This is a genomic window from Phyllobacterium sp. CCNWLW183 (assembly GCF_037203775.1).
Lineage (GTDB): Bacteria > Pseudomonadota > Alphaproteobacteria > Rhizobiales > Rhizobiaceae > Phyllobacterium > Phyllobacterium ifriqiyense.
Genome location: NZ_JBBCBN010000001.1, coordinates 830468 through 854755 on the forward strand (window position 1 = coordinate 830468; position 24288 = coordinate 854755).

22 protein-coding genes and 1 riboswitch are annotated in these 24288 nt (G+C 52.2%); of the genes, 13 read left to right on the plus strand and 9 right to left on the minus strand.

The features are described 5' to 3' along the window. The first annotated feature begins 27 nt into the window (after window positions 1-27). The 7 genes from V9K95_RS03925 to V9K95_RS03955 all read left to right on the plus strand — a co-directional run bounded on the left by V9K95_RS03925 (window position 28) and on the right by V9K95_RS03955 (window position 7519). The gene (locus V9K95_RS03925; protein WP_115052533.1) at window positions 28-474 is read left to right on the plus strand and encodes a MarR family transcriptional regulator; all 447 of its coding nucleotides are present in this window, start codon (window positions 28-30) and stop codon (window positions 472-474) included. A 5-nt stretch (window positions 475-479) separates the two neighbouring features. Further along, a complete protein-coding gene (locus tag V9K95_RS03930; protein WP_435530150.1) occupies window positions 480-2123 on the plus strand; it encodes an MFS transporter in 1644 nt (547 codons plus the stop codon). 7 nt (window positions 2124-2130) lie between these two features. Next, entirely contained in the window at window positions 2131-3171 is a 1041-nt protein-coding gene (locus tag V9K95_RS03935; protein ID WP_336440197.1) for an HlyD family secretion protein, read from the plus strand. A gap of 166 nt (window positions 3172-3337) precedes the next feature. Beyond that, on the plus strand, window positions 3338-4603 hold the full coding sequence (locus V9K95_RS03940) for a DUF3419 family protein (protein ID WP_336439772.1): 1266 nt from the start codon (window positions 3338-3340) through the stop codon (window positions 4601-4603). Between the two features lie 3 nt (window positions 4604-4606). Beyond that, window positions 4607-5266 (plus strand): class I SAM-dependent methyltransferase, encoded by a 660-nt coding sequence (locus tag V9K95_RS03945; RefSeq protein WP_307279235.1) that lies wholly within the window; start codon window positions 4607-4609, stop codon window positions 5264-5266. A 108-nt stretch (window positions 5267-5374) separates the two neighbouring features. Then, the gene (locus V9K95_RS03950) at window positions 5375-6193 is read left to right on the plus strand and encodes a glycoside hydrolase family 25 protein (RefSeq protein WP_336439771.1); all 819 of its coding nucleotides are present in this window, start codon (window positions 5375-5377) and stop codon (window positions 6191-6193) included. A 114-nt stretch (window positions 6194-6307) separates the two neighbouring features. Continuing rightward, window positions 6308-7519 carry a lytic murein transglycosylase gene (locus V9K95_RS03955; RefSeq protein WP_307279239.1) on the plus strand — a complete coding sequence of 404 codons (1212 nt, stop codon included), beginning with the start codon at window positions 6308-6310 and terminating at the stop codon, window positions 7517-7519. On the opposite strand, the gene V9K95_RS03960 is transcribed toward V9K95_RS03955, so the two are convergent. Further along, the gene (locus V9K95_RS03960) at window positions 7514-8749 is read right to left on the minus strand and encodes an alanine racemase (RefSeq protein WP_115052526.1); all 1236 of its coding nucleotides are present in this window, start codon (window positions 8747-8749) and stop codon (window positions 7514-7516) included. The two genes, V9K95_RS03955 and V9K95_RS03960, sit on opposite strands and share 6 nt — an antisense overlap. Before the next feature lie 140 nt (window positions 8750-8889). On the opposite strand from V9K95_RS03960, the gene V9K95_RS03965 reads away from it, so the two are divergent. Continuing rightward, window positions 8890-9825 (plus strand): DMT family transporter, encoded by a 936-nt coding sequence (locus V9K95_RS03965; RefSeq protein ID WP_435530151.1) that lies wholly within the window; start codon window positions 8890-8892, stop codon window positions 9823-9825. 493 nt (window positions 9826-10318) lie between these two features. Here V9K95_RS03965 and metF read toward each other — a convergent pair whose 3' ends face one another. Beyond that, window positions 10319-11245: a methylenetetrahydrofolate reductase [NAD(P)H] gene (gene metF / locus V9K95_RS03970; protein WP_115052525.1), complete on the minus strand. Its 927-nt coding sequence runs from the start codon at window positions 11243-11245 to the stop codon at window positions 10319-10321. Further along, window positions 11245-12252, minus strand: a complete 1008-nt coding sequence (locus tag V9K95_RS03975; RefSeq protein ID WP_115052524.1) for an ArsR/SmtB family transcription factor — start codon at window positions 12250-12252, stop codon at window positions 11245-11247. Before V9K95_RS03975 ends, metF begins: the two co-directional genes overlap by 1 nt. Window positions 12253-12380: 128 nt before the next feature. On the opposite strand from V9K95_RS03975, the gene V9K95_RS03980 reads away from it, so the two are divergent. Then, window positions 12381-12698, plus strand: coding sequence for a DUF2293 domain-containing protein (locus tag V9K95_RS03980; protein ID WP_115052523.1), 318 nt, complete (start codon window positions 12381-12383; stop codon window positions 12696-12698). Here V9K95_RS03980 and bluB read toward each other — a convergent pair. From bluB to ettA, 3 genes are all read right to left on the minus strand, one after another. Further along, window positions 12631-13374 carry a 5,6-dimethylbenzimidazole synthase gene (bluB, locus tag V9K95_RS03985; RefSeq protein WP_115052522.1) on the minus strand — a complete coding sequence of 248 codons (744 nt, stop codon included), beginning with the start codon at window positions 13372-13374 and terminating at the stop codon, window positions 12631-12633. The two genes, V9K95_RS03980 and bluB, sit on opposite strands and share 68 nt — an antisense overlap. A 46-nt stretch (window positions 13375-13420) precedes the next feature. Beyond that, window positions 13421-13613: riboswitch (cobalamin riboswitch) on the minus strand. A gap of 26 nt (window positions 13614-13639) precedes the next feature. Beyond that, window positions 13640-14248 carry an MOSC domain-containing protein gene (locus V9K95_RS03990; RefSeq protein ID WP_336439770.1) on the minus strand — a complete coding sequence of 203 codons (609 nt, stop codon included), beginning with the start codon at window positions 14246-14248 and terminating at the stop codon, window positions 13640-13642. Between the two features lie 99 nt (window positions 14249-14347). Next, window positions 14348-15997, minus strand: coding sequence for an energy-dependent translational throttle protein EttA (ettA, locus tag V9K95_RS03995; protein WP_115052520.1), 1650 nt, complete (start codon window positions 15995-15997; stop codon window positions 14348-14350). Window positions 15998-16481: 484 nt separating this feature from the next. On the opposite strand from ettA, the gene V9K95_RS04000 reads away from it, so the two are divergent. The 4 genes from V9K95_RS04000 to V9K95_RS04015 all read left to right on the plus strand — a co-directional run bounded on the left by V9K95_RS04000 (window position 16482) and on the right by V9K95_RS04015 (window position 20656). Continuing rightward, entirely contained in the window at window positions 16482-17423 is a 942-nt protein-coding gene (locus V9K95_RS04000) for an alpha/beta fold hydrolase (RefSeq protein WP_307279250.1), read from the plus strand. Next, window positions 17420-18607 carry a CaiB/BaiF CoA transferase family protein gene (locus tag V9K95_RS04005; protein ID WP_115052518.1) on the plus strand — a complete coding sequence of 396 codons (1188 nt, stop codon included), beginning with the start codon at window positions 17420-17422 and terminating at the stop codon, window positions 18605-18607. Before V9K95_RS04000 ends, V9K95_RS04005 begins: the two co-directional genes overlap by 4 nt. Continuing rightward, the gene (locus V9K95_RS04010; RefSeq protein WP_336439769.1) at window positions 18604-20253 is read left to right on the plus strand and encodes a thiamine pyrophosphate-binding protein; all 1650 of its coding nucleotides are present in this window, start codon (window positions 18604-18606) and stop codon (window positions 20251-20253) included. Before V9K95_RS04005 ends, V9K95_RS04010 begins: the two co-directional genes overlap by 4 nt. Window positions 20254-20335: 82 nt before the next feature. Continuing rightward, window positions 20336-20656: a lipid-A-disaccharide synthase N-terminal domain-containing protein gene (locus V9K95_RS04015; RefSeq protein ID WP_115052516.1), complete on the plus strand. Its 321-nt coding sequence runs from the start codon at window positions 20336-20338 to the stop codon at window positions 20654-20656. Between the two features lie 8 nt (window positions 20657-20664). On the opposite strand, the gene V9K95_RS04020 is transcribed toward V9K95_RS04015, so the two are convergent. The 3 genes from V9K95_RS04020 to V9K95_RS04030 all read right to left on the minus strand — a co-directional run bounded on the left by V9K95_RS04020 (window position 20665) and on the right by V9K95_RS04030 (window position 24272). Continuing rightward, window positions 20665-21975, minus strand: coding sequence for a UDP-glucose dehydrogenase family protein (locus V9K95_RS04020; protein ID WP_336439768.1), 1311 nt, complete (start codon window positions 21973-21975; stop codon window positions 20665-20667). Window positions 21976-22107: 132 nt separating this feature from the next. Further along, window positions 22108-23169: an L-glyceraldehyde 3-phosphate reductase gene (gene mgrA / locus V9K95_RS04025; protein ID WP_336440195.1), complete on the minus strand. Its 1062-nt coding sequence runs from the start codon at window positions 23167-23169 to the stop codon at window positions 22108-22110. A 101-nt stretch (window positions 23170-23270) separates the two neighbouring features. Continuing rightward, window positions 23271-24272 (minus strand): ABC transporter ATP-binding protein, encoded by a 1002-nt coding sequence (locus V9K95_RS04030; RefSeq protein WP_115052514.1) that lies wholly within the window; start codon window positions 24270-24272, stop codon window positions 23271-23273. Window positions 24273-24288 lie beyond the last annotated feature (16 nt).

Genomic DNA, 24288 nt, shown 5'->3' on the forward strand with positions numbered 1-24288 from the left:
GCAACCTACTTATTATACGGCTATCTTATGGCACATCGTGGCTTACATTTCATTTTTGTGGACGAATTGGGCAGAGCCAGCCGAAAGCTGCGCACGCATTTTGATTCGCGTGTGAAAGAATTAGGACTGACACAAGCCAGAGCGCGGACATTGTTGCTGCTCGACAGGCTTGCAGTGCTCAATCAAAAGGAGCTTGCAGAAGAGCTGGACATAGAAACACCCACCATGGTGCGCTTGCTTGACGGTCTTGAGAGTCAGGGATTCATTCAACGCAAAGAGGCAGAAGGGGACCGGCGCGCCAAGGAAATTCACATCACAGTGACCGGCAGGACATTAGCAAAAAAGGTCAATGATCTTGCCCAAAAGCTGCGCGCTGATGTCCTGGCGGGTATCGAGAGCGAAGACCTGCAGAACACAATAGATGTCCTTCGGTCAATTAACCGCAATATCAACGAACTCGACGAGAGGGACTGAGCCACATGCTCCCCGAAGCTGAGTTTGTCGGTTATGATCCGATCAAAACTGCACCGCCTCCCCCTGCGGCGCCCGTTCCTATGCATCCGCTCCGCTCGGCTGCCTATATTGGCGCGTCAACTCTGCTATCGATGACGCAGGGCCTTGGAATGAATCTGATCGCTACAAATATCCCGCAGATTCAGGGCTATCTCGGTGCAACAAACACCGAAACCACCTGGCTGATCGCTGCCTATATGGCACCCAATGTCAGCCTGTCGATTGCACTTATCAAGATCAGAAATCAGTATGGCTTGCGAAATTTCGCCCAGTTAAGCTTGGCAATTTTCGTGCTTGTATCGCTGCTGCATCTGGTGGTCACAGATTTGCAATCGGCCATCATCATTCGTTTTGTCAGCGGCATTGCCGCAGCTCCATTGTCGAGTCTTGCCTTCCTTTACATGCTTGAGGCGTTCACACCGGCGCGCAAGATGACAATAGCCATATGTCTGGTGCTAACGAATATATCGCTGGCCTCGCCTCTGGCTCGCCTGCTTTCGCCCACGCTGTTGGATATCGGCCAGTGGGGCGGATTATATACGTTCGAAATTTCTCTCGCCCTTATCGCATTTGGCGTTATCTATCTTCTCCCTCTGACGCCCATACCAAGGGCAAAGGTTATCGAGAAACTGGATATTGTCAGCTACCTTTTGATAGCCATCGGTTTCGGTTGTATCGCCGTGACGCTCGTTACCGGTAGGCTCTATTGGTGGTTTGAAGCCCCTTGGCTTGGTGTGCTTCTGGCTATTGCAGTCGTCACCATTACGGCTGCGGTCATTATTGAGCTCAACCGGGAAAAACCCCTCCTCGATATCCGCTGGATTGCCAGCAAGGAGATCGTGCATTTCGCCGGAACAATTCTGCTTTTCAGGCTTGTCGTCTCCGAACAATCAACCGTCGCCAATAATTTCTTTCAAAATCTGGGCCTGTTAAACGATCAAATCAGTATGATCTATATGGTTTCCATGGCGGCAATGATTGTAGCGGGCCTCTCATGTGCCGCAGTGATGACACCCGAAAGAGTGCCTGCGATCCATGCCGTTGCCTTGATCTTTCTTATTGCTGGCTCCTATATGGACAGCCAATCAACGAACCTCACGCGCCCAGCGCAAATGTATGCGAGTCAAGCTTGCATAGCCGCTGCCACAGCTCTCTTCTTGCCGCCAGCCATGTCCGTCGGGCTAAGTTCAGCGTTGAAACGCGGGCCAAACTACATTCTCAGTTTCATTATCGTGTTTCTAGCCACACAAAGTCTTGGGGGGCTTTTCGGGCAAGCGGTTTTCGGTACGTTCATAACGATACGCGAAAAATTCCATTCCAATATCCTGGCAGAAAGCATTGTCCTATCTAATCCGCTTGTGGTTCAGCGTGTTGGGCAACTGACAGCGGGTTATAGCCGATCGATTACCGACGGCACCCTGTTGAACGCAGAAGGAATAGCGCTGCTTTCCCAACAAACGACGCGTGAAGCCAATATCCTCGCCTATAATGATGCGTTTCTGCTCATTGCCGGTATTTCGCTTTTCGCGCTCATTATTCTTTTAACGCACGTCTCCCTGCGCGCACTTTTCCGCAACCGGGAAACCGTTCTCGCCATCCAAACGAGTTGATCAGATGATGTCTAAATATATGCGCCATTCGGCAACGATAATTGCCATCCTTATTGGAATTTCCGGGCTCGTGCTTGTGCTTTATGCTTGGCGCCTGCCACCATTTCAGAGCGATATCGAGATAACGGAAAATGCCTATGTGAAGGGCTATGTCACTCTGATTAGTCCGCAGTTGAGCGGCTATATCGTTGATGTTCCGGTTCAAGATTATAACAAGGTCAAACAGGGCCAACTTCTGGCCAAAATTGACGACCGGATTTTTGCGCAAAAACTGGATCAGGCAAAAGCGACTCTCGCCAGTCAGCAAGCCGCTCTTGACAACTCAACACAGCAGCAACGTGCCGCCGAGGCACGCATTGGATCCAGCCAGGCACAACTCGACAGCGCCGAGGCTGTATTGCGGCGAGCACAGGCCAATTGGGCCCGCATCGAGCCATTGGCTCGTCAGGGTGTTTTGACAAAGAGTGACGCAGAGCAAAGTGAAACAGCATTGGAGCAAGCCCAGGCATCTGTAACTCAGGCCAAAGCAGCACTGGAAGTGTCCAATCAGGATCTTGAAACCATTAAGGTCAGTCGCGGTTCGTTGGAAGCAGCAGTCGCAGGCGCAAAGGCAGCCGTTGAACTGGCTGATATCGATTTGTCCAACACTAAAATTGTAGCTCCACGGGATGGCACTCTTGGCGAAGTTGGTGTCAAGCTCGGCCAATATGTCAGTGCCGGAACGCAGCTCATGGCAATTGTCCCCAGCGAAGTCTGGATTATCGCAAACTTCAAGGAAACACAGCTTAGCAATATTGCACTGGGGCAGCCGATCACGTTCACAGTCGACGCTCTCAATCGCAAAAGACTGTCCGGCAAGGTTGAACGATTTGCACCGGCAGCCGGCTCTGAATTCAGCGTAATCAAACCTGACAACGCCACCGGAAATTTTACAAAGGTCGCGCAACGTATCTCTGTACGCATATCAGTCGATCCCGGACAGGACCTGGCACAATATCTCGCCCCCGGAATGTCGGTGGTGGTACGAACTGAACCGCCCCAACGCTGACAGCGCCAGCACAAGGCGGAAGAATCAGATTCGAAAACCAATACTTATCAATAAAATTTGAATCAAATTGTCATCAGCTTCATCCATTACGTCACAGCGGCGTCACCAACTTGTTACATGCGGGTGCTAGGCGAGCAGGAATTTCCAATAAAGGGGATTCGTTTGGATGCCAGTTGCTCGACAGTCTGCAAATACGCCGCCTCCTCGCTCGCATATCAGCAATGAAAAACTGAACAGGGCTGTTCGGCAAAACCGGCTTCTATCACGCGCCGGATTGTCTGAAAGACTATTTGCTCACGTTTTCAAGGGACTGGTCTATCCGCAAATATGGGAAGATCCGGAAGTTGATATGGAGGCCCTGCAGATTGGTGCCGGTCATCGAATTGTTACGATTGCATCCGGCGGCTGTAATGCCATGTCCTATTTGACGGCTGATCCTGCCAGTGTTGAAGCCGTTGATCTCAATACGGCTCACGTTGCCTTCAACCGCCTCAAGCTTGCTGCTGTCGTCAATCTTCCCAATTACGATGCGTTTTATCGGTTCTATGGAACTGCCGACAGCAAATCCAATCTAACGGCCTATGAACGCTTCATCCGGCCGCACCTTGATGCAACCAGCCGCTCCTATTGGGAGAAGCGGATGGTGTCCGGCCGGCGGCGTATCTCCATTTTTTCGCGCGACCTTTACCGCCATGGCCTGCTTGGCCTGTTTATCGGCATGGGGCATCGCGTTGCCAGACTCTACGGTATTGACCCGCGCGATATTCTGAAGGCATCGACACTTGCCGAACAACGGGTTTATTTCGACACCGCCCTCGCCCCGCTCTTTGACAAACGCATGATCCGCTGGGCGACCGCACGGAAGTCTTCGCTTTTTGGCCTCGGAATTCCACCACAGCAGTATGATGCCCTTGCAACTGCAGGAAACGGCGATATGGCTGAGGTATTGCGTGGGCGCCTTGAAAAACTCGCCTGCGGTTTTCCGCTTTCAGAAAACTATTTTGCTTGGCAAGCCTTTGGCCGCGGCTATAGCGACAATGCGGAGACCGGTCCGCTACCGCCTTATTTATCCCGCAACAATTTTGCGGCAGTGCGTGAACGTGCCGGCCGAATGAGCGTCGTCAATGCGTCCTACACGGAGTTTCTGAGCGCAAAGCCTGAAAACTCAGTGGATCGCTTCATATTGCTGGATGCTCAAGACTGGATGAACGATACGCAGCTCAATGAGCTTTGGACTGAAATTACCCGCACAGCCGCTCCCGGCGCGCGGGTAATCTTTCGCACAGCCGCCGAGCCCTCTCTTTTGCCGGGCCGTGTCGATGACGCAACGCTAGCGCAGTGGGAATACGAGGAAGATCAGTCGAAAACGCTTCATGCGCGCGACCGATCTTCTATTTATGGCGGATTTCATTTGTACACATTCCGAGGCTGAATCATGTTTACGAAGATCGAACATGGTCCTCTTATGGATCGCGTCTATCGGCATCAACGCCATTTCTACGATGTGACACGCAAATATTATCTGCTGGGCCGCGACCCCATGATTGCCGGTCTCAATCCGCCAGAACGCGGCTCGATCCTCGAGATTGGATGCGGAACAGGCCGAAATTTGATTCTTGCTGGCGAGGCTTATCCAAAGACTTCCCTCTACGGCATTGATATTTCGAACGAAATGCTCGCAACCGCGCATAAGAAAATAGAGATAGCCGGTCTTGGTAAGCGGGCCAAGCTCGCCTATGCAGACGCAGCCGACTTTAATCCCCAAGCTCTTTTCGCGCGTCGGCATTTTGACCGAATTTTTATCTCCTACGCCGTTTCAATGATCCCGCAATGGCAGTTGGTAATGCATGAAGCGGTCAGCCACCTTGCTCCGCACGGCTCTCTTCATATTGTTGACTTCGGTGATCTGGCCGATCTGCCGTCCGTTTCCCGCAAAGCACTCTATAAGTGGCTGGACTGGTATCATGTCACGCCGCGCAATGATCTGTTCGATATTGCCGAATCCATTGCATTGAAAAACAATGCCACAGTGCAGAAACAACGGCTTTATCGCGGATTTGCCTGGATAACGACTATACGCCGGAACGGTATGTAATTTCGATCCCACGTGGGTCAGCGCGACCGCTCATGATCTGTTAAGCATAATAGTGCATCTGTAAGATCGCACCAATGCCGAACAATGATCTAGCCGCGGAAATTTTATATGAAACGTCTTGCAGCCGCTTTGTTGACACTCGTTTTAACCGGCTGTACGACCGTCGATTATAATTTTGAGGACGCCAGGAAACCATCCGCGACACGCCAGATGGATGCGCCCTCCGGCAATGTCAAGGCACCGCGCTACGGTGATAGCGATCCACATGAATGGACCGGAAAAACACCTTGGCATTATCCGATACACGGCACGGACGTTTCCAAATATCAATCCACCATAGACTGGCAGACTGCACGCTCGAGCCGCATCTCTTTTGCCTTTATCAAGGCCACGGAAGGTGGTGACCGGGTCGATGACCGCTTTGCAGAAAATTGGGCAGCAGCAAGAGCTGCAGGTGTTCCGCGTGGTGCTTACCATTTTTACTATTTCTGCCGCTCTGCCGCCGATCAGGCCCGTTGGTTCATCCGCAATGTGCCGAATGACCCGGGTGCCCTGCCGCCAGTGCTGGATATGGAATGGAACGCCGCATCACCCACCTGCAAGCTGAGACCGAATGCAGCAATTGTTCGCAGCGAGATGCGCACCTTCATTGACATCGTACAGCGTCACTACGGCAAGCGCCCCATCATTTATACCACTGTCGATTTCTTTGATGACAATGATTTGCGCCAACTCGCCGATTATCCTTTCTGGCTTCGCTCGGTTGCGGGGCATCCTGATGAGAAATATGGACCGCATCCTTGGACCTTCTGGCAATATACCGGAACGGGTTCCATCCCCGGCATACGCGGAGATGCCGATATCAATGTTTTTGCCGGCAGCGAAAGCGCATGGAAACAGTGGCTGGCGCGCAACAAGGTTCGATAAAGCTTTGAGTCGAACAGTTCTCTCTATTCTGTGACTTCACCTGACGACGGTTATCGTGCATTAGCAGGGAAAGTGTGCGTGCCTTGGCGCGCCCGTCATCAACGAGATTTCCCAATGAATAAAATATCGATCGCCATCGCCGCAAGTCTGCTTACCATTTCCAGTGCTCAAGCTCTGGATCAGGTTGCACCAGCTCAACCTGTTGTCGCCAAACCCGCCTGTGGAGGCGAACTTGAACCCTGGTTCAATGGCTTGATCGCCGAAGCAAAGGCAGCCGGTGTCAGCGATAAAGGCATCAGCGAGCTTTTCAAGGCTTCGATGGACGACAAGGTTTTGGAACGCGACCGTGCGCAGGGCGTTTTCAGCCAGACATTTTTGACGTTTTCATCTCGCATGGTTGCTGATTACCGCCTGAAACAGGGCGCAGCCAATCTGAAGAAATATGCTGATACTTTTGCCAAAGCCGAGGCCGAATATGGTGTCCCCGGTCCTGTGATTTCGGCCTTTTGGGGCCTCGAGACGGATTTTGGTGCCGTCCAGGGCGATTTCGATACGCTGAATGCCCTTCTGACGCTATCCTTCGACTGCCGTAGGCCTGAACTTTTCCGCCCGCAATTGATTGCACTGCTCAAGCTATTTGACAGCGGCGTTGTGGATGCAAAGACGACCGGTGCGTGGGCTGGCGAAATTGGCCAAATGCAGATGTTGCCGACCGATTATCTTGAGCGTGGCGTTGATGGCGACGGTGATGGCAAGGTTGACCTGAAAGGCTCCGCACCCGATGCGATCATGACCGCCGCCCGTGTTATGCGCGATCTTGGCTGGCGCAAAGGCGAGCCATGGCTCGAAGAGGTCAAACTCACCAAAGAACTCCCATGGGAGAACGCCATCCGCACCAATCGTCTGCCACACTCCAAATGGGCTGAATGGGGTGTAACCGGCCTAAAGGGGCCGCTTGGCCCGGATGATGGCGACGCATCGCTATTATTGCCGATGGGCCGAAAGGGTCCAGCTTTCCTTTCCTATTCAAACTTCGATATCTTTGTAGAATGGAATAAGTCCATCATCTACGCGACCACGGCCGCTTACTTTGCCACACGCTTGGCTGGAGCCGGTCCGCTGGAACAAACCACACCTGAACAGGGTCTCAACCCTGAACAGATGAAAGAACTTCAAAACAAGCTGGCAGCACGCGGCCACGATATGGGCCCGAAAATTGATGGCGTGTTCGGCATTCTTACCCGCGACGCCGTTCGCGAGGAACAAATGCGACTAGGCCTGCCAGCCGATTCCTGGCCAACACCGGAACTACTGAACAAGCTATAGGTCTTGTGACGCGTATTCCATCGTCTCCAGCGAAGCAAAACCTTCCGGCCGTCCGCCCGCCTCAAACGGTGTTTCCACCTCGACAAATGTATCGGGGTAGAAACCGTTAAACCGGGTACGCAACGACAGAGAATAGGCACCGATATTGCCAATCTCGATCCAGTCGCCGGTATCCACGGTTTCCGGCAGCCAGAATGGGCGGGACAAAATATCAACGGAATCGCAAGTTGCCCCGCAAACACGGAAAGGCACAATCGTTTCAGGATTGCCATTGCGATGTTTCTTGGCAGGGTCTGGGATAAACCGGGCTGGCAAAGTGATTTTTCCAGTCCAGGAATCCGAAAGCGATGCCCAGATACCATCATTGATGTAAAGCCGTCTGCCTTTGCGCAGAAGCACTCGAACAATCAGCGAAAAGGCCCGCGCAACAATAACCCGTCCAGGTTCGGCAACCAGCGGCAAATCTCCAAAACCATATTCATTGATATCGCCGCGCAAACGCGACATTAATTGCCCGAGCGAGGGCATTTCGACCTGTTTGCGCTTGGGATCATGACCATACTCGGCCGGGAAACCACCGCCCACATCAAGCCCTGCCAATGTCACTCCTGCGCGATTTCTGACCCAATCGGCAGCGCGCAATGCGCGTTCGTAGGTATCGGGATCTTCAATCTGACTGCCAACATGGAAGCAAAGGCCGACTTTGTAGCCAATTTTTTCTGAACGCTGCAGCAATTCCACGGCATGGGCCGGAGCAGCACCGAATTTCTTTGAAAGCTCGTATGCTGCATGTCCCTTTGTCTGCAACCGAATGTAGAGAGTTATGCTGCCCGGATCGATATCCAAAGCCCGCACAATGCGGGTCACCTTGGCGATCTCATCTTCATGGTCTACGGCAAGGATACGTATCCCGTAGGTTTCAAGCGCCAGACGGATGTCCGATTGCGCTTTGATCGGATGCATGTAGAGCATATGCGCATTGGGCGCCACTTTTCGAACAGCCGCGAATTCTCCCGGCGAGGCTACATCAAACGTATTGATACCGTTACGGGCGAGTGTTTCCAGTACCAGGTTTTCACCATTGGTTTTAACCGCATACGCGGTCTCGCCCGGAAACATCTTCATGAAGTTATGAGCGTCCTCGATGAGGACCTGAGGCCTGAAGCAATAAACCGGTTGATCCGGGCGCAATTCGAGCGCTGCATCACGGGCGGTGGCGAATCGTTGCATCTGTGTGTCTTGCGTCATTCCAGACTCTTAGCAAGGGAAAGTGACGGATGAAAGTCGCGACTTGTTGCAAGAATCGGGTGGCGACTCGCCATAAAATGGCTAAGGATTTGCAATCCGCTTACCATGAAAGGGTCATTGCCGTGTCCGTAGCTGATGCCAAAGTGCCGCCGCCCCTTTCCATGTCCGGATTTGTCTGGCTGCAATTGCTGTTGCTAGGTGCTATTTGGGGTGGGTCATTCTTCTTCGCGCGCATCGCTGTACAAGTTGTTCCACCCCTCACGCTGGTGTTGTTTCGCGTTGTCATAGCAGCCCTGGCGCTGCATATTTATCTTGCAAGCCGCGGTGTTAATTTCTGGGACTATCGTCGCCACGCGCTCGGTTTTGCCGGACTCGGCCTGTTGAACAATGTCATTCCCTTTTCTTTGCTTTTCATCGGGCAAACAGCGCTAGGTGCTGGTCTTGCCTCTATCTTCAATGCAACGACCCCTATCTGGACGGTCATATTGGCGACCATACTGACCGCCGACGAAAAGGTTACGGCAGCCAAGCTTGCCGGCATTTTCATGGGTATCGTGGGTATTGTGGTCATGATCGGGCCTGGAATTTTGACTGGCCTTGGCGGGCCGCTATGGGCCGAGCTTGCTGTCATAACCGCAACTATATCCTACGCCTTCGCGAGCATCCTGGCCAAACGCTTTAAAGGCATCCCGCCAACAGTAACGGCAACCGGACAGATGACAGCATCCACTCTTATCATGATCCCTGTCGTACTCCTCCATGACGGCATGCCGCATTTGGATGGGATTAGCCTGGGCGTCTGGTCCGCCATTCTCGGATTGGGGCTGCTATCGACAGCTTTCGCCTATATCCTGTTCTTTTCAATCGTGAAAGCTTCGGGAGCAACCAATGCCTCCCTCGTCACCCTAATTGTTCCGGTCAGCGCGGTTTTACTTGGAACAATTTTTCTTAGCGAGAAACTGGCGGCGCAAGACATTGCCGGGATGGCCCTCATCGCTTTGGGCCTGCTGATCATTGATGGCCGTATTCTAGCGCTTTCCAGAAAGCCGAATAGATAGAATTGTCATAAAATTTCTGTAGTTAGCCCGAAACTCCAAGGCTTAATCCTGTTCGAAATGTGGCAAAGCAACACGCTAACGAGAACTGCGATAATTTTATCGCACTGCAAAATTTTACCGCCAGCAAAGAATTTTTTCGATTTTTTCGACATTTTCAAACGTTTAAATACGTTTAGTTTCAAAAACTTATCGTTGCTGTAGAAAAAATTTCTACACTCTTTGTCATCGTTCGGTAATATTTGGGCTTTTTCTGTGGCGAATTTGCGCTATGTTATGGGGGTTAACTGCAGGAGACAAGCGATGGGACTAACTCGATCGATGAATGTCCTTATGATCTGTGCAGCGTTCGCATTTATTGGTGCAATGGTCGTAGGACTGATACCTTGAATTGAAATATGAGCGCTACGGATATGGTCTCTGACCGTTAAGTGAGTGAAACAAAAGAAACGGCCCGGTTATAGCAACCGGGCCGTTTCACTTTTACAAGCTGTTATCAAGCTGCTGCACCGGCCAGATTGGATTGGAGTGCTACAGCTTCCGGACGAATACCGATGAGATGGCAGATCGCAAAGGCGAGATCAGCCCTGTTCATCGTATAAAAATGGAAATCCTGCACGCCACGTTCGACCAGATCAAGAACCTGTTCCGCTGCGACGGCTGAAGCTACCAGAGCATGAGTCTGCTCGTCATTCTGCAATCCATCAAACCGCTCTGCCAGCCATGTAGGTATGTGAGTACCAGCTTTGGAGCAAAAATTGGTAACCTGGGTGAAATTATGGATTGGAAGTATGCCAGGCAAAATCGGAATATAGATTCCGGCACGACGCACCTTTTCAACATAGCGCTCATATTGGTCGTTCTCGAAAAAGAACTGCGTGATGGCACGCGTCGCGCCATTATCGACCTTGCGCTTCAACATATCGATGTCGGTAGCAAAATCCGGGCTCTCGGGATGCTTTTCGGGATATGCAGACACCGAAATATCGAAGTCAGCGAAAGCTTTCAATCCAGCGACAAGTTCGGCACCGTTTTCATACCCACCCGGTGTCGGTTTGTAATGAGCACCTACGCCGCTTGCCGGATCGCCGCGCAAGGCGACAAAGCGATTGACACCCATGGCGGCAAATTCGCGGATTACCGTGTCCACCTCTTCCTTCGTGGCATCAACACAGGTCAAATGTGCCGCTGCATTCACATCGGTTTCGGTTAAGATGCGCTTGATCGTGCGGGCTGTGCGTTCACGAGTGGAGCCACCTGCCCCATATGTCACAGAGACAAATTCGGGATTAAGCGGAGCCAGACGCGTTACAGTCTCCCAGAGACGCTCTTCCATCACCTCGGTCTTTGGCGGGAAGAACTCGAATGAAACCTTGATATTGCTACCAAGATCGGCACGGCGGGATTGGCGGAAAAAACTCATTAGACACTCTCCGTAACGCGGGAGGTTGAAACAGGATCGGCAATTAGCAAGCGTGGGTCGCGTGCCAGCCACAATTTAACAGTCAGTTTGTCTTTATCTTTTGGTTGTAATTCCATGCTCTGTTCCAGCGTCAGTCCGGCTTCCGTCAGCCAGTCTTTAATCTGTCCGTCATGAAAACCGAGGCGCAAATGGGCATGTCTGTCGCGTAGAAATTCAAGTTCGTGTGGAGCAAAATCGACGATCAACATTCGGCCGGAAGGACGCAAGGCACGCGCAGCTTCACGAATGGCCTCGGCCGGATTATCAAGGAAGTGCAAGACCTGATGGATTGTCACCAGATCGAAAGACTCTCTGTCTACCGGCAAGGAATAGACGTCACCTTGACGGACTTGCGCGTTGGCAATGCCGGACTTCTCAAGATTTGACCGGGCAATCGTCAACATGTCGCGATTGATATCGATACCGACACCGCGCAAGTAGAGCGGAGCAAAGAGCTCAAGCAGGCGCCCGGTACCCGTACCGACGTCGAGCATCGCTTGAAACGGTCTTGCACCTATGATCTTGGTAAGGGCCTCTTCCACAGCGCCGTCTGGAACATGCAACGAGCGGATAGCATCCCAGCTTGAAGCATTCGCGCTAAAATAGGCAGCCGCACGTTCACGGCGCTGAAGCTTCACAGAGGAAAGACGTTCAAGGTCACGCTCCAGCAGGGGATCAGAACAATCCAGGCGATCTAGCAGGGAACGGGCAATATCTCCCACAATCAATGATTCCGCCAAACGGAAATAGGCCCAGGAGCCTTCCTGATAGCGGTTGATAAGACTTGCTTCAAAGAGCAATTTCAGATGTCGTGACACTCGCGGCTGAGATTGTCCTAAAATGGATGTGAGGTCGGAAACGGTTAGATCACCACGCGACAACAAAGCAAGAATGCGTAGCCGACTAGGCTCAGCTGCCGCTTTCAACGTATCAACCATCAGGTCGAGATTAAGATTGTGCCGGTCCATAACCAATCCTCAAAAGACATAAAGATATGTTTATGTCATGAGGCGACGATTGGCAAGAGGTTTTTGCCATTGACGACAATTTCTGCCGCGTCTGAAATAGGCGCCAGAATCAAATTAGAAAGACATCAATGAGTGCAGGAACGAACCGTCAGCGTTCAATCAACAAAGCGCTGACCTTGCTTTTACCCGCCGTTCCCTACTCCGATTCGGAACCAATACGCGCGGCCGCAGGTGCGCCCCATATGAAGACCTTGCCGCCGCCGATTGCCGTATGGTTGGCCGCTATTGCCCATGTGCGGCATCAACATACAGACTATGATGCGCTGCGCGACGAAGGCTATGACAAAGAGTCCGCTCGTTTCTTCGTGCTTGATGCGATTAATCGCAAACTGACGGAATGGCGGGCGACACGTCTTCTGGATCCGGATGAGGAAGATCTGAGCTGAGCTGGCCCCAGCCTTCTTCAAAAATAAGGTCCTGTAATTGGATTCTTTTGCGCCAGCCCTTTTTTTCCAGCTCCGGTGCATCAAAAAGCTCGTCGACATAGCCCAGGCATAGATAGGCAACAATCTCAACGTGATCCGGAATACCTAATATTTGGCGCATGTCATTGTCGTGATAGATGCTCACCCAGCCAACGCCAATACCTTCAGCACGGGCAGCAAGCCACAAATTTTGGACTGCACAAACGGTGCTATAGACATCCATCTGGCGGTTGTGGGTGCGACCGAGCACGACCGTTCCACCGCGTGTCCGGTCGCAGGTGATGCATAAATTGACCGGCGCTTTAAGGATGCCTTCCAATTTGAGAGAGGCATACAGCGCCCGGCGTTCATCTTGAAACAGGGCCTTGGCTTCCTCGTTGGCTTTGGCGAAAGCGCGGTGCACTTGCCTCTTGCGGGCCATATCGCGAATTGTGATGAAGTTCCAAGGCTGCATGAAGCCTACAGATGGAGCATGGTGCGCCGCATCGAGCAATCGCATCAAAACATCATAGGCGATCGGTTTTGACAAAAACTGATCGCGGACGTCTCGCCGGGTATAAATCGCCTTATAAACGGCCGCACGCTCATCGTCAGTAAAATCACCCGCTGGAACCGGACTATCAAAAGCTTCGTGCATTGTTTGCTCCTAACAACGCTTGAGGCCCTCGCCGCCGTCCGCGCAGCTTGGGCTATGGGGTCCGGCCGGTCTTCTGACTTGGGTTCAGCTGAACCGTGCGCCTTCCTGTGGCCTCTCGGCCACCGTGGCATAATGCACGGTCATTCCCCTTACAGCGCTGGGCACGTGCCGGATTTTCACCGGCTTCCCGATTCTCCGCAATCGTCTAAATTGCTGGCACCGGACCTGTTTTCTATTCGCCATGAAAAGGCACTTGGCGCAAGCCTTAGACCCTGTAAATCCACTGTTCGGGAATACGAATATCAACTTTTTCACCGGCGCGTATGATCCCGGGCTTTTCAACCCAAGCGACGATACCCCGCGAGCGCTTGGACACGCGTACAAAATCCAATGCAGTGGTGGTTTCGTCAGGAGTACCCGCATGCGAAGCAATAGAACGACCAGCAATCTTGCAGGGCGCATTCTGTCCATCGACTTTCAACGTCACGCCACCTTCAAAAAACATCAGCGATCTGGGTGGTAGCATCGAAAGGGATGGAATACCGGAAATCACCATGTTTCCACCGATCCATTCAGCTTTCAGCTGAGGCAAGCCCATGCCTGCTGCGATCTCGTCAAGCTCGTCGGCACTTAGAATGGAAAGGTGGCGTTCGTTGCGCATCTCGGTGCCACGCGGATACCAAGGCTCACGTCCGCCAGAGCGACGCGTCTGACCCGCGTGAAAGTCACCGACAATACCGTCAAAAGTCAGTTCCAGTGAATCTGTTGGAGAAGTGACAAAATCCCTGTCGAGTGCCTCAAATAGCCCGATCACACGACCACTGACCTTACGCGAAGGGACTATTTCGTCACGATTACCGAACAGGTCAGTCATCATTTGCTCCAAAAAGTTCCCTGCTTTAGAAAAGCGGCAAATTATCTGGCGATTACACCAGCAAAGACAACGGGGAACCTTGCGGTTCCCCATCTATACTTAGCGTGTCAGAGGCTTGTAGCTTGGACGCTTTGGATTGACGCTATCGGGACCGAGACGACGAATCTTGTCGTTTTCATAATCTTCGAAATTGCCTTCAAACCATTCGACATGGCTATCGCCTTCGAAAGCCAGGATATGCGTCGCGAGACGGTCAAGGAACATGCGATCATGGCTGATGATCACAGCGCAACCTGCATATTTTTCCAAGGCATCTTCAAGTGCTGCCAAGGTTTCCGTGTCTAGATCGTTTGTCGGTTCGTCGAGGAGCAAAACATTGCCACCGGACTGAAGCATCTTGGCCAGATGCACGCGGTTACGCTGACCACCAGAAAGATTTCCAACTTTCTGCTGCTGGTCGGTACCCTTGAAGTTGAATGCTGAAACATAAGCGCGGGAGTTCATCTCATGCTTGCCAAGCTTGATGATGTCAGTTCCGCCGGAAATTTCTTCCCAGACATTCTTGTCGGCTTTCAGGTGATCGCGACTCTGATCGACATATCCGAGGTTAACAGTCTCGCCGACGCGAATAGTGCCGGAATCCGGCTTTTCCTGACCGGTAATCATCTTGAACAGAGTGGTTTTACCCGCACCGTTCGGACCAATAATGCCAACAATACCGCCGGGTGGCAGTTTGAAAGTCAGGTTTTCGATCAGCACACGATCACCGAAAGACTTGGTGAGATTTTCGGCTTCGATAACCACCTGACCCAGCCGTTCACCCGCCGGTATCAGAATCTGGGCATCGCCGGGGCGCTGGTCGTTAGCGGCATCAACGAGCGCATCATAGGCCTTGATACGTGCCTTCGATTTTGCCTGACGTGCTTTCGGGCTGGCGGAAATCCACTCGCGTTCGCGCTCGAGAGCTTTCTGACGGGAGTCATCTTCACGGCCTTCCTGCAGCATGCGCTTGGACTTGGCACCAAGATAGGCAGAGTAATTGCCTTCATAAGCAATGCCGCGCCCACGGTCGAGTTCGAGAATCCAGCCGGTCACATTGTCTAGGAAGTAGCGATCATGCGTAATCAGAAGCACGGAGCCCTTATATTCGCGCAGATGTTTTTCAAGCCAGGCGGTCGTTTCAGCGTCCAAATGGTTGGTCGGTTCGTCGAGCAGAAGAAGGTCAGGCTGTGACAGGAGCAAGCGGCACAAAGCAACACGGCGGCGCTCACCACCGGAAAGATTGGTTACTTCGCTGTCGCCGGGTGGGCAACGAAGTGCTTCCATCGCCATCTCAACTTGCGATTCAAGGTCCCAGAGGTTTTGAGAATCGATGACATCCTGTAACTTGGCGCCTTCATCGGCGGTCTCGTCGGAGTAATTCATCATCAATTCATTGTAGCGATCGAGAATGGCCTTCTTGTCGGCAACGCCATCCATGACATTGCCCATAACGTCCTTGGCTGGATCCAAATAAGGTTCCTGCGCCAGATAGCCAACGGTAGCGCCATCCGCCAACCAAGCCTCGCCTGTATATTCCTTATCCAGACCAGCCATGATTTTCAGAACTGTAGACTTACCGGCGCCATTTGGACCCAGAATACCAATCTTGGCGTCTGGGTAGAAGGACAAGTTGATATTCTCAAGAACCTTCTTGGTTCCATATGCCTTGTTCAGGCCGGACATGTGATAGATGAATTGGCGTGCCATAACGCGCGTCACTCCGATGCTCGGGATTTCTTTTGAATGAATTTGCGCCGTATGTAGGCGAAAGCCTCAGCCGTGGCAATGGATGCCCATGATTTTCGACCTTCGCCAAACGAGCGAAACCGGGCGCGGATATTTCCGTCACCCGGTTTCCCCTCTGGTGCCGCAACAGGAAGCGTCCTCTTCTCCCAGTAGCGGCCATGTAAACTAACTAGACGAAATACGTTTCGTCATTGCGACAACATCATCCGATTCGCGATTACACCGAAAAATTGCAATGCCCGCGAAACTCATATGCTTCTGGTTTAAAGTTCTGCGGCAAGTTTAATGGGTTTGCAAGGGGTTTTGCAAAATAAAATTGCACACCAAATCGCCTGACTAATAATTGAGCACAATAGTCCAAAATTAAGAATAGTTTGTAGATTGTTTTCCACATTGACTAATTTTACGGCACCCTCTCAACTGGGCTTCTCGCAAAGAGGTTGCCATGAGTTTTGATGATACCGACGTTTTGACCACCAGTACTGGTGCAGCTCTTGCAATACGACACATGCCCGCAAAGGGTCAGGTTCGCGGGATCATTCAAATAAATCACGGCGTGGCCGAGCATTCTTTGCGTTACAAACGTTTTGCAGGATTTCTGAGCGAGCATGGTTTTCACATTTATGCACATGATCATCGGGGGCATGGCCTGACGAGAGCACAAGACGCACCGGCGGGACGCTTTGCTGCAAAAGATGGAATGGACGCCGTGTTGCGCGATGTTGATGCGGTCAACAATGAAGCGCGCCTACGCTATCCGGATTTACCCCTGATCATTTTCGGGCACTCCCTCGGCGGACTTGTCGCGCTTAATTACGTTTTCAAACATCAAGAAAAAGTGGATGCGGCTGCAGTCTGGAACGCAAATTTTTCGGCCGGAATGTTGGGAAGGTTCGCCCAATGCCTATTGCTGGCTGAACGTATGTTTTTAGGTTCTGATGTCCCAAGCATGCTGCTGCCAAAACTTACATTTCAGGAATGGAATCGCAGTGTAGCCAATCCGCGAACGGATTTTGACTGGCTCTCGCGGGATTCTGCTGAGGTCGATTTGTACGTGAAGGATCCCCTTTGCGGCTGGAGCCCTACTGTGAGCATGTGGCGTGATACATTCGATTTGGTATTCACCGGAGCAAAGGATAGCTTGTTGAGTAAATTGCGTCGCAACCTACCCTTCAACCTCGTTGGCGGTGCCAAAGATCCGGCGACAGCACAAGGCACTTCCGTCAATCATCTGGACCATAGAATGCGCAAGCTCGGCTTTATAGACGTTACGACCAAAATATATCCCGATACGCGCCATGAGGGCCTTAACGAAATCAACCGTGAACTCATCATGAGCGAATTTGCCAATTGGGCCATCCGCACAGCGTCAAAGGCAAGCCGATGATTGCTGAGCAAGCGGCAGCCCCGCTTAAAGGCATACGCGTTATTGAACTAGCCCGAGTGCTGGCTGGTCCATGGGCCGGACAGGTTCTCGCTGATCTTGGAGCCGATGTCATAAAGGTGGAAAATCCCTCCGGCGGCGACGAGACACGCGGCTGGGGGCCCCCTTTCATCACCAGCGCAGAAGGCGAGAACCTTTCCGCAGCGTATTTTCACTCTTGCAACCGAGGCAAGCGCTCCATCACAGTTGATTTTACAACCGCTGAGGGACAAGAAACCGTAAAAGCGCTCTGCCGAACAGCTGATGTTGTGCTTGAGAATTTCAAGGTGGGCGGACTGGCAAAATACGGACTGGATTACGCCAGCCTAAGCACTGAGAACCCGAGACTAGTCTACTGCTCAATAACAGGTTTCGGCCAGACCGGCCCATATGCATCGCAGGCTGGTTATGACTTTATCATTCAGGGAATGTCCGGCCTGATGTCGGTGACGGGCGACCCTGATGGCCAGCCTCAAAAAGTAGGTTTGGCAGTCGCGGATGTATTTACCGGACTCTATTCGGTCATTGCCATTCAGGCCGCCCTTGCCCATGCCGCTAAGACCGGTCAAGGTCAAATGGTGGATATGGCGCTGTTCGATGTCCAGTCAGCTGTTATGGCCAATCAGGCAATGAATTTTCTGGCTACGGGGAAAAGCCCGAACCGTATGGGCAATGCACACCCGAATATCTCCCCTTATGAGGTTGTTCCCACATCTGACGGACACCTGATCCTTGCTGTCGGCAATGATGGGCAATTCGCCAGATTCTGTTCAATCATCGAGCATCCGGAATGGGCGAGCGATGAGCGGTTTCTCACAAACCGATCCAGACTTGAAAATCGCACGATACTAACAACGCTCATCAGCACGGAAACCTCAAAAAGAACCAGGGCTGAGCTGCTGAACGCCTGTGCCAAAAATGCGGTGCCAGCGGGACCGATCAACAAGATTGGTGAGATGTTCGACGATCCGCAGATCGTGGCGCGGCAATTGCGACTTGACCTGGAAGACTCCCATGGCAGTTCTATCCCTTCTGTGCGAACGCCGATCATCATGTCACAAACACCATTGACCTACACACGGCCCTCGCCTCGCTTAGGCGAACACACTGCCGATATACTCCAACAGTTGAAGGATGCATCCGAATGAAGACGGGCGGTGAATTGATCGTTGAAGCTTTGGCCGCAAATGGTGCAGAGCGTCTCTTTTGCGTACCGGGTGAAAGCTATCTGGCTGTGTTGGACGCGCTTTATGACGCGAAGATTGGCATAACGATCTGCCGCGCGGAAGGCGGGGCCGCCATGATGGCGGAGGCTTGGGGCAAGCTTACAGGAAAGCCTGGAATTTGCTTTGTCACACGCGGACCTGGCGCGACAAATGCTTCACCCGGCATACATATCGCCATGCAGGATTCAACTCCAATGATCCTGTTCATCGGGCAAGTTCAGCGCGATGCCCGCGAACGAGAGGCATTTCAGGAGGTAGAGTACCGCCGCTTTTTTGCCGATACAGCGAAATGGGTCGCAGAGATTGATGATGCCCGGCGTATTCCCGAATTCGTAACCCGTGCATTTTCTGTCGCGACCTCCGGACGGCCAGGCCCGGTTGTTCTTGCTTTGCCTGAAGATATGCTCACGGACATGGTAGAAACCGTGACGGCACAAGCATGGCAACCCGTAGAAACCGGCCCGTCCGCCGCCAGCATAGAAAAGCTTGCCGACATATTACAGGCTGCTTCCAAACCATTCATGATATTGGGGGGATCCCGTTGGAGCGCAGATGCCGTTGCATCAATCACCCGTTTTGCCGAGAAGTGGCACCTTCCCGTGGGTTGCTCCTTCAGGCGGCAGATGCTGTTCGATAATCTACATCCCAACTATGCAGGCGATGTCGGAATCGGCATTAATCCGGCGCTGGCCAAGCGGGTGAAAGAAGCTGATGTTTTACTTCTTGTAGGCGGAAGGTTTGGTGAAATGCCCTCTTCCGGCTACACACTCATGGACAGCCCGTATCCCAAGCAAACCCTCATCCATATCCATCCGGATGCAAATGAATTGGGTCGGGTTTACCGGCCTGCTCTTTCGATCAATTCGGCGCCAGACGCATTTGCTGAGGTGGTCGAACATCTCGCCCCGCCATCCCATATTAATTGGCCGGACCAAGCTGATATCGCGCATAAATCGTATCTCGCCTGGTCAACGCCGCCACAGAGCGGACCGGGCAAAGTCGCAATGGGACCGATCATGTCCTATCTTGAAACAGTATTGCCTGATGATGCGATCATGACCAATGGTGCCGGCAATTATGCGACCTGGCTGCATCGCTTCCATCGTTTTCGCCGTTTCGCAACGCAAGCCGCCCCTACATCAGGATCAATGGGCTATGGCCTACCCGCGGCGGTTGCTGCGAAACAAATTCATCCTGAACGCATGGTAGTATGTTTCGCCGGCGATGGCTGCTTTCTCATGAACGGTCAGGACTTCGCCACTGCGGTGAAGTACAACCTGCCCATTATTGTTCTCGTCATCAATAATGGCATCTATGGCACTATCCGCATGCATCAGGAGCGCGAATATCCTGGACGTGTGTCAGGCACGGACCTGACCAATCCTGACTTCGCAATGCTGGCAAGAGCCTATGGTGGTCATGGCGAAACCGTGGAAGCTACCAGTGAGTTTGAAGGGGCTTGGCAACGCGCAGTACAAAGCGGAAAGCCTGCGATCATCGAAATTCGTTTGGACCCGGAAGCGATCACTCCGGCCAAATCATTGAGTGACATCCGCAACCGCACATAATCCCAATGGTGCAGAGCGTCATTCAGTGATATTGAGCCCGCGTGAGAGGGAAAGCCCTCCCTGAATAATATGGAGACCAGCAATGGCCGAAGCATTTTCCAATTGGCTGCATACGGTTTTTATCGAACAGTTTGACGCCTGGATTTTGCTGGGCTTTTTCGCTCAGGGATGTTTCACCATGCGCTTCGTCGTCCAGTGGCTCGCGTCCGAAAAAGCAAAGAAAAGCGTAATGCCTGTAGCCTTCTGGTTTTTTTCGCTTTTTGGCGGAGCGCTGCTTTTTGTCTATGCGATCGTCCGCAAGGACCCTGTATTCATAGCTGGCCAAGGCTTCGGTTTATTTGTCTATATCCGCAACCTTTGGCTGATCGCCAATGAAAAGCGAGCACTCACTCAAGATGTGTAAGCGGTGGCTTACCCAACAAGGGGTCTGCCGACTGAATAATATTCAAGGCCCGAGCCTTCGAGTTCCTGTTCATTAAAGACATTACGCAGGTCGAAGAGAATATTGCCGCTCATCAATGCTGAGACTTTTTTCAGATCGAGCGCGCGATAGGCGTTCCACTCTGTCAGCAAGACGGTGATGCCGGCGCCTTCAATCGCATCATAGGCAGAGGTCCCCCAGACAACGCCAGGCAGGACAGGTTCGGCAGCGCTACGCGCTTCCGGATCATGCGCTCGCACAGTCAGACCGGCCTTTTGCAGGGCTGGAATAATGTCCAAAGCCGGAGACTCACGAATATCATCCGTATTCGGCTTGAATGCGATGCCAAGAACGGCAATCGACTTGGTCCCGCTCTTTTTCGCAGCTTCAACAATCCGCTCAGCCATTGACCGTTTGCGCTGCTCATTGACAGTGACAACCTGTTCGATCAGCGTTTGAGGCGCATTCATCTTGCGTCCCGTTGCAGCGTAAGCTCGTGTGTCCTTCGGGAAACACGAACCGCCGAAACCCGGACCGGCATGCAGGAACTTTGAGCCGATGCGATTATCCATGCCGATGGCACGGGCAACATCCTGCACATTTCCGCCTGTCTTTTCGCAAAGGTCTGCCACTTCGTTGATGAAGGTGACCTTCATGGCCAAAAAGGCATTGGCCGCATATTTGATGATTTCAGCGTTTTCCAAAGTGGTCACAATCATTGGCGTCTCACGCAGATAAAGCGGGCGGTAAACACGCTTCATGGCAGCTGCTCCCGCATCGTCATGAACACCAACCACGACGCGATCCGGTCGAAGAAAGTCTTCAACTGCTGAACCTTCACGAAGAAATTCCGGATTGGACACCATGGAAAACGGCACACCGGGCCGGGCCTTGGAGATGCGGTCGCGCACGATGGCATTGGTGCCGACCACCACAGTCGATTTGATGACAATCACGGCATTCGGCTTCATCGCCGCAGCGATCTCATCCGCCGCTGCATGAATATATTGCAGATCAGCCTCACCATCGCCACGTCTGGACGGCGTACCTACCGCTACGAATATCACGTCAGCATCTGCAACTGTCTCAGCGAGTTCGGTGGTAAATGTCAGCCGACCGTCGCGCGCATTGCGCGCAAGCAATTCATCGAGGCCAGGTTCGAAAATGGTAACTTCGCCCGCCTGCAAGCGCTCGACAATAGCCGGGTTTTTATCAACGCATGTGACAGAGAAGCCGAATTCGGCAAAGCACACTCCCGACACCAGACCGACATATCCGGTCCCGATCATCGCAATCTTCATTGAAAAGTTCCATTCCGCATTTTGGCAGGTTCAGTTTCTGGCGCAGACGTTTCGCACAATTGGCGCGTTCTGCCAATTGCTTACATGCCTGGCGACCTACTCCGCCGCCGAAGCATTGTTCTGTCTGACGTGTCAGTCCAATTTGACCGGCTTGCGCTCTGGCCCTTTGCGTTCGGCCGAAGCAGCCCAAAGATTGACATTGGCATCGTTCGCATAGGTATCAATCTGAGCCAACTCCTCGTCGCTGAACTCAAGATTGTCGAGCGCTTTTACACAATCAATGACCTGCTGCGGCTTGCTCGCACCAATCAAAGCCGTCGTAATACGACCTTTCCTCAAAACCCACGCCAACGCCATTTGAGCGAGCGTTTGTTCGCGGCGCGAAGCAATCTCGTTTAGTGAGCGAATATTGGCGATATTCTGATCGCTAAGAAATTCAGGATTGAGTGATTTTCCTTGTGCAGCACGACTCTGTTCAGGAACACCTTTGAGATATTTGTCTGTCAGCATTCCTTGAGCCAGCGGCGAAAATACAATCGAGCCAATTCCCAGATCTTCCAAAGTATCAACCAAACCATCTTCCTCGATCCAGCGGTTAATCATGGAGTAGCTTGGCTGGTGAATAAGGCAAGGTGTGCCAAGTTCTTCAAGAATGGCCGCCGCTTCGCGCGTGCGATGAGAATTATACGAGGAAAGCCCAACATATTGAGCGCGGCCAGACCGCACAATATGGTCCAAGGCCATCATCGTTTCTTCAAGCGGCGTATCTGGATCGAAACGATGGGAGTAGAAAATATCGACATAGTCGAGGCCCAGACGCTTCAAGCTCTGGTCGCAGCTGGCAATCAAATATTTCCGGCTACCCCATTCGCCATAGGGGCCTGGCCACATGCCATATCCTGCCTTGGAAGAGATAATCAACTCATCGCGATGGGCTCTGAAATCCGTACGCAGGATTTCGCCAAAAGCTGTCTCGGCAGAACCGGGAGGTGGTCCGTAATTATTGGCAAGATCGAAATGGGTAATGCCGAGATCGAATGCCTGACGGCAAATTGCCTGTTTGAGATTATGGGGTGTGTCATCGCCGAAATTGTGCCAAAGGCCGAGAGAAATCGCTGGCAGTCTTAGGCCGCTGCGACCACAGCGATTGTACTTCATAGTGTCGTAGCGCTTGGAATCCGGGATATAGCCCATAACATCGATCCTGTTCTCGTCAATAAGTATGCCGCGCACGAAGAGACTCTGCGCGGCGGCGACTATGACCCAAACAGTCTATGATGTCATGACATGAATCGTCACGATTTGATGACCTGTCCTTCGTTGTCAAAGCGATAAGTGCGCCCGGCATCTGGGGTTGCATATAGAATGCCATCAACTTCGTACTGATGCTCTCCGAACAGTCTGACCGTCAAAGGTCCAAAGTCCGTTTGGAGATAGATGATTGTATCAGCACCCAAATGTTCGACATGGATGACCGAGCCCTTCCATTCTCCAGATGTGCTGCTGACCTGAATATGCTCCGGGCGAATACCAATAGTTTTCGCATCGGTATGGCCAAGCTTTGCCGCGTCAATCAGGTTCATCTGCGGCGATCCGATAAAGCCGGCAACGAATACGGTCTGCGGAGCATTATAAAGCTCCATAGGCGAACCTACCTGCTCGATCTTACCTTTGTTCAGCACGACGATCTTATCGGCGAGCGTCATTGCCTCAACCTGATCATGTGTCACATAGATCATGGTCGCCTTAAGTTGGCGATGAAGTCGAGCGATCTCCAATCGTGTATTTACGCGTAGGGCCGCGTCAAGATTTGACAATGGCTCATCAAAAAGAAACAGCTTGGGCTCGCGCACTATGGCACGCCCGATAGCAACACGTTGGCGTTGCCCGCCTGAAAGCTCTGAAGGACGACGCTCAAGATAATCGTCAAGCGACAACATGGAGGATGCGACTTTGGTGCGCTCCTTTATTTCGTCTGCGGGTTTTCCGGCCTGTTTCAACCCAAGACCCATATTGTCGCGAACCGACAGATGTGGATAAAGCGCATAGGTCTGAAATACCATCGCAATGCCCCGCTTGGCTGGCGGCGTATTATTGACCTTCTTGCCATCAATAAGAATTTCGCCAGCCGTCGCGTCTTCCAGACCAGCGATGATACGCAGCAGCGTTGATTTACCGCAGCCCGATGGTCCGACAAAAATGACGAACTCGCCGTCCTCTACCTCAAGGTCAATACCTTTCAGTACGTCCACATGGCCAAAAGACTTAACGATATTTTCGATCTTCAAAGAACCCAATGTCTTGTTCCCGTTT